Below are 5,722 nucleotides of genomic sequence, written 5' to 3'. Positions count from 1 at the left end.
GGGGTGGGCGTCGGGGCCGCCACCGGAGTGGCTGGCTCAGCCTGGGCGGGCTCCCGAGGCGGGCGGATCTCGTTCTCCCCCTGATAGGGACGATTCACCGACTGGGCGGCCGCTTTCAACTGCTCGATGGACTCCTGCAGCTCGGGGCTCAGGTTGTTCATCTGCAACCGTTCGGCCTTCTTCAGATCGTTGTGCAGATCCTGCAACTTGAGCTCCTGTTCCAGCTCGGCCTTGACCGAGTTGGCGGTGCTGCGGATCAGCCTTATCCAGTGGCTGGCGGTGCGGATCGCAACCGGCAACCGCTCGGGACCCAGCACCACCAGGGCGACGACGCCGATGACGACCAGCTCCCAAAAACCGATGTCGAACATGGCTTAGGCCTGATCTTTGTCTTTCTGCTTGGCGGCTTCGGCGTTGCTGGCCGTCTCGTTCAACTGCTTGGTCGGGAACTCGGCATCTTTCTGCTCGGGTTTGGTGTCGGCCGGCTCATCGGAGAGCGCCTTCTTGAACCCCTTGACCGCCGCGCCCAGATCGCCGCCGATACCGCGCAATTTCTTGGTGCCGAACAACAGCACGACGATGACTGCGATGATCAACAACTGCCAAATACTGATACCACCCATGACTTTCTCTCCGGATAGGCGCCCGATGGCGCAGGTTATTTAATGGGAACGGGTTCGCAACCAACCCAGCAGCCAGCATAACCCGGCGCCGGCGAGGCTGATTTGTCCCCACTCAATGTGTTGTTTCTGGGTCAGCAAGAATACACCCGCGAGCAGCAGGCTGGCTCCAACCCCTAAGAGGTAGCGAGCCTGCCCCTGACGGCGACTGTGGCGACGGAAATCGGCAAACATCTGGTCGAAGTGGTGCTGCTGATGGCGGGCCTGACGCAGGGTCTCGTAGACCAGCTCCGGCAGCTCCGGCAGTTTCTCCGCCCAGAACGGCGCCTTCTCCTTGATGGCATTCCACACCGCCTTGGGGCCGACCTGCTCGTGCATCCAGTTCTCCAGGTAGGGCTTGGCGGTCTGCCACAAATCCAGCTGGGGATAGAGCTGGCGACCCAGCCCTTCCACATAGAGCAGGGTCTTTTGCAGCAGCACCAGCTGCGGCTGCACCTGCATGTTGAATCGACGGGCGGTGTTGAACAGATTGAGCAGCACGTGGCCGAAGGAGATCTCGGAGAGCGGTTTCTCGAAGATGGGCTCCAGCACGGTGCGGATGGCGAACTCGAACTCGTCCACCTTGGTATCGGGTGGCACCCAGCCGGACTCCACGTGCAGCTCGGCCACACGGCGGTAGTCGCGGTTGAAGAAGGCGAGGAAGTTCTCCGCCAGGTAGCGCTTGTCTTCCCGGTTGAGGGTGCCGACGATGCCGCAGTCGATGCCGATCCAGAGCGGATTCTCGGGGTGTTCGAAAGAGACGAAGATGTTGCCCGGGTGCATGTCGGCGTGGAAGAAGCTGTCGCGGAACACCTGGGTGAAGAACACCTCCACTCCGCGCTCGGCCAGCAGCTTCATGTTGGTGCCGTTGGCTTCCAACGCCGCAATGTCGGAGACCGGAATGCCGTAGATCCGCTCCATCACCAGCACCTGCTCGCGGCAGTGCTCGGTGAACACCTCGGGCACGTAGAGCGCCTCGGAGCCGGTGAAGTTGCGGCGCAGCTGGATGGCATTGGCCGCTTCGCGCATCAGGTTGAGCTCGTCGAGTATGGTCTTGCGATACTCCTCCACCACCTCGACGGGGCGCAGTCGTCCGCTCTGGGGCACGAAACGGGCCACCAGACGGGCCAGGGCCTGCATCAGGCGCAGGTCGGCCTCGATGACCGGCTCGATATCGGGACGGATCACCTTGATGACGATCTCGCGGCCGTTCTCCTTCAACCGGGCGGTGTGCACCTGGGCGATGGAGGCGGATGCCAGCGGCGTCTCGTCGAACTCATCGAACAGGGTCTCGACGGGGCAACCCAGGCTCTCTTCTATCTGGCGACGGGCGGCCTGACCACAGAAGGGAGGCACCCTGTCCTGCAGCAGGGCCAGCTCTTCGGCAATGTCGGGGGGCAGCAGGTCTCGGCGGGTCGAGAGCATCTGGCCGAACTTGATGAAGATGGGACCGAGGGCCTCAAAGGCGAGGCGAATACGGGCGCCACGGCTCATGCCTTGTTGCTTGTTCTTGAGCCAGAACAGACTGCGACGGGCCAGACGGCCAGGCCAGGGCTGATAACGAGCGGGCACCAGCTCGTCGATGCCCTGTTCCAGCAGGATGCTGACGATGCGATAGAGGCGTTTGAACTCCTTCGGGGTCATCAACTCACCTGCTGTTCGAGGCGGGCAAGCCGCAACTCGATCGCCTTCATCTGTTGGGCCAGCTCTTCGACATCGTCATTGAAGCTCGCCACTTCCAGCGGACCCGGGGCAAGCCTCGCCTCCTCGGTCAGATACTCGGCCACTTGACGCTGGGAACGGCACAACTCTCGCCCCACAAAACGGCGAGCCTGACGAGCACCACTGCACAGGGTGTGGGCCACCACATCGCCGGTGTAGCGGGACAGCTCCTCTTCCCAGTCGATATCGAGCTCGCCAAGCAGGGCGCTGAATGCCTGCACCAGCTGGGGGTCACCGCTCAGGTCCAGCTTCTCCTCGCGGATGTAGCGGGTCAGGGCGGAAGGCTCCTTGAGCAGACCGAGGGCGGTCAGGGAGAGGCTCAGCACCGCATCCGCCTCCCCTTCAAACCTGGCCAGCACATCCAGACGGCGCTCCGAGAAGACAAACCAGAGCGGCTTGAGCTCGCGCAGCTCCAGTTTGAGTACCTTGCCCGTCAGCTTGCGCAACCGCTCCGGGCTCTGTTTGTCCAAGGCCAGCAACTGGTTGAGGCTGGTTTCGATCACCGCGGTGACCATGGCATCCATCGGCATAGGCGACCTTAAAACTTGTAACCGCGGTGCAGGGCGACCACGCCCTGGGTCAGGTTGTAGAACTCAACCTGTTCGAACCCGACATTCTCCATCATGCCTGCCAGGGTCTGCTGATCCGGGTGCATGCGGATGGATTCCGCCAGGTATTTGTAACTTTCGCTGTCATTCGCGACGATTTCGCCCATTTTCGGCAGCAATTTGAAGGAATAGAGATCATACAGCTTGGCGATCACTTCGCTCACCGGCTTGGAGAACTCCAGCACCAGCAGGCGGCCACCCGGCTTGAGCACCCGGAACATGGAGGCAAGCGCCTTGTCCTTGTCGGTGACGTTGCGCAGGCCGAAGCCGATGGTGATGACGTCGAAATGGTTGTCAGGGAACGGGAGCGCCTCGGCATTGGCCTGCACGTAGGAGACGTTGTTGGCCACCCCCAGGTTACGCAGTTTGTCGCGGCCCACTTTCAGCATGGAGTCGTTGATGTCCGCCAGGACCACCTGACCGGTCTCACCCACGATGCGGGAGAACTTGGCGGTCAGATCCCCTGTGCCGCCAGCCAGATCCAGCACCTTCTGTCCTTTGCGGACACCGGAGCAGTCGATGGTAAAGCGCTTCCAGAGGCGATGGATGCCGAACGACATCAGATCGTTCATCAGATCATACTTGGCCGCTACCGAATGAAAGACACCGGCGACCAGGGTTTCCTTCTCGGTCGCTGCCACGGTTTTATAGCCAAAATGCGTAGTAGTAGTCTGTTCCGACATCCCTCAAATACCCATAGAGCAAAGAATGGCCGCCAGTTTACCAGAGCCGATGGCGTGCGGACACCTCAAACCCGGCTTGCGACCAACTGCATCCCCAGCACGACCATGGCCAGACAGAGGAACAGATTGAGACCGATATTGAGCAGCGCCTTCAGATAGGCCCCTTGCTGGGCCAGCACGACCGTATCGAGGGCAAAGGAGGAGAAGGTGGTCAGGGCGCCGAGGATACCCACCATCAGCAATGGCTTCATCGGGTGTTCCACCACGTGACCATGGCTGATCAGGGCATAGGCAATCCCCATGATGAAGGAACCGACCACGTTGACCACCAGGGTGCCATAGGGAAAGTGGCGTCCCAGCAGCCAGGCCATCAGTTCGGCGATGCCAAAACGCAGGCAGGCACCGAAGGCGCCTCCGGCAGCGACAAATAACCAGGTTTGCATCAAGCAGGCTCCAAGAGTGTCAGGTTGGCATTATGCAAAATGTCGGCAGCAGGGGACAGCCGGGCAATTAATCGACCCGGCTAGACCCTAGCGGCGAAAGTCTACCGATTCTGCATTCACAAGATGGAGGGTCGTCTCGGCCGGGCGAGTATCGGCGATGACTCTGCCATGACGGATGGAATAACGTACCGGCACTTGGCGGCGCACCGCATCGAAACCATTCTCTGCAGGAAGGATCAGCAGGTTGGCGGGCTTGCCCACTTCGATGCCGTAGCGATCCTGCACGTTCAGGGTGCGGGCGCTGTGGCTGCCGATCAACTTGAGGCTGTCGTTGATCTGCTCGTAGCCCATGATCTGGCAGACATGGAGCCCCATATGCAGCACCTGCAACATGTTGGCCGTGCCCATGGGATACCAAGGATCGAACACGTCGTCGTGGCCGAAGCAGACGTTGATGTTCGCCTCCAGCATCTCCTTCACCCGGGTGATGCCACGACGCTTGGGATAGCTGTCGAAGCGCCCCTGCAGGTGAATGTTCACCAGCGGATTGGCGACGAAGTTGATGTCCGCCATCCTGAGCAGCCGGAACAGCCGCGAGGCATAGGCTCCGTTGTAGGAGTGCATGGCGGTGGTGTGGCTGGCGGTCACCCTATGGCCCATGCCGCGCTCGTAGGCCAGGGTTGCCAGCGTCTCGATAAAACGGGACTGTTCGTCATCGATTTCGTCGCAATGCACATCCACCAAAACCTGATACTTCTCCGCAAGATCGAAGACGTAGTGCAGACTTTCGACCCCGTACTCCCGGGTAAACTCGAAATGGGGGATGGCGCCTATCACGTCGGCCCCCAGCTTGAGAGCCTCTTCAAGTAACGCCTTGCCATTGGGGTAGGAGAGGATCCCCTCCTGCGGGAAGGCCACTATCTGCAGCTCCACCCACTCCTTCATCTCCTCCCGCACCTCCAGCATCGCCTTCAAGGCGACCAGATTGGGGTCGGAAACATCCACGTGAGTCCGCACGAACTGGATGCCGTTGGCAATCTGCCATTTCAGTGTCTGGATGGCGCGTTGTTTCACATCCTCATGGGTCAGCAGCGCCTTGCGCTCGGCCCAACGCTCGATCCCCTCGAACAGGGTACCGGAGAGGTTCCAACTCGGCTCGCCAGCCGTCTGGGTGGTATCGAGGTGAATGTGCGGTTCGATAAAGGGGGGGATGACAAGGCCTTGCTCACCATCAAGCTCGCGGGCAGAGAGCAGCTGAGTGCTCATGGGCTCAATGGCCCGGATCACGCCTCCCTGACAGAGGATTTGCCACATCCCTTCCCTGCCCGCCAGACGCACATTCCTAATCAGCATGTTCTTTCCCCTTCGAAAGCGTGGTTGTCTTTGCCAATCCACAACTTAGCCCGGATCCCTTTAATAGAGAAGCGCCGCCCGAAAAGCATACGGGATAGAAAGGGAGGATATGTCAGCAACAAGAAGGTGCGACATTGCAGGACTGCAATTTGCGATGGATGGCCTGAAAAGCAGATACAAAAAAGCCTCCCGATTGGGAGGCTTTCTTATTTAATGGTGCTGATACCCAGAATCGAACTGGGGACCTCATCCTT

At 60.2% G+C, this 5,722-nt stretch carries 7 protein-coding genes; all 7 read right to left on the bottom strand.

From position 1 onward, the window contains the following. A partial coding sequence (gene tatB / locus AACR77_RS00290; RefSeq protein ID WP_156133345.1) for a Sec-independent protein translocase protein TatB occupies nucleotides 1–371 on the bottom strand: 371 nt, incomplete at its 3' end. Nucleotides 372–374: 3 nt separating this feature from the next. Continuing rightward, nucleotides 375–623, bottom strand: coding sequence for a Sec-independent protein translocase subunit TatA (tatA, locus tag AACR77_RS00285; RefSeq protein WP_010672358.1), 249 nt, complete (start codon nucleotides 621–623; stop codon nucleotides 375–377). Between the two features lie 39 nt (nucleotides 624–662). Continuing rightward, nucleotides 663–2,303, bottom strand: coding sequence for a ubiquinone biosynthesis regulatory protein kinase UbiB (gene ubiB, locus AACR77_RS00280; protein WP_042879057.1), 1,641 nt, complete (start codon nucleotides 2,301–2,303; stop codon nucleotides 663–665). After that, the gene (locus AACR77_RS00275) at nucleotides 2,303–2,911 is read right to left on the bottom strand and encodes a ubiquinone biosynthesis accessory factor UbiJ (protein ID WP_029313421.1); all 609 of its coding nucleotides are present in this window, start codon (nucleotides 2,909–2,911) and stop codon (nucleotides 2,303–2,305) included. The genes ubiB and AACR77_RS00275 overlap by 1 nt, the downstream gene beginning before the upstream one ends. 8 nt (nucleotides 2,912–2,919) lie before the next feature. After that, entirely contained in the window at nucleotides 2,920–3,672 is a 753-nt protein-coding gene (gene ubiE, locus AACR77_RS00270) for a bifunctional demethylmenaquinone methyltransferase/2-methoxy-6-polyprenyl-1,4-benzoquinol methylase UbiE (protein WP_039041078.1), read from the bottom strand. Between the two features lie 65 nt (nucleotides 3,673–3,737). After that, nucleotides 3,738–4,115, bottom strand: coding sequence for a fluoride efflux transporter CrcB (crcB, locus tag AACR77_RS00265; RefSeq protein WP_010672354.1), 378 nt, complete (start codon nucleotides 4,113–4,115; stop codon nucleotides 3,738–3,740). 87 nt (nucleotides 4,116–4,202) lie between these two features. Further along, complete coding sequence (locus tag AACR77_RS00260) at nucleotides 4,203–5,468, bottom strand: cytosine deaminase (RefSeq protein WP_042879055.1); 1,266 nt, start codon at nucleotides 5,466–5,468, stop codon at nucleotides 4,203–4,205. Nucleotides 5,469–5,722: the final 254 nt, after the last annotated feature.

This window comes from Aeromonas sp. ZOR0002 (genome assembly GCF_963866995.1).
Taxonomy (GTDB): Bacteria; Pseudomonadota; Gammaproteobacteria; order Enterobacterales; family Aeromonadaceae; genus Aeromonas; species Aeromonas caviae.
Note: the sequence above shows the minus strand (reverse complement) of the source record. Positions and strands in the feature narration are given on the sequence as shown.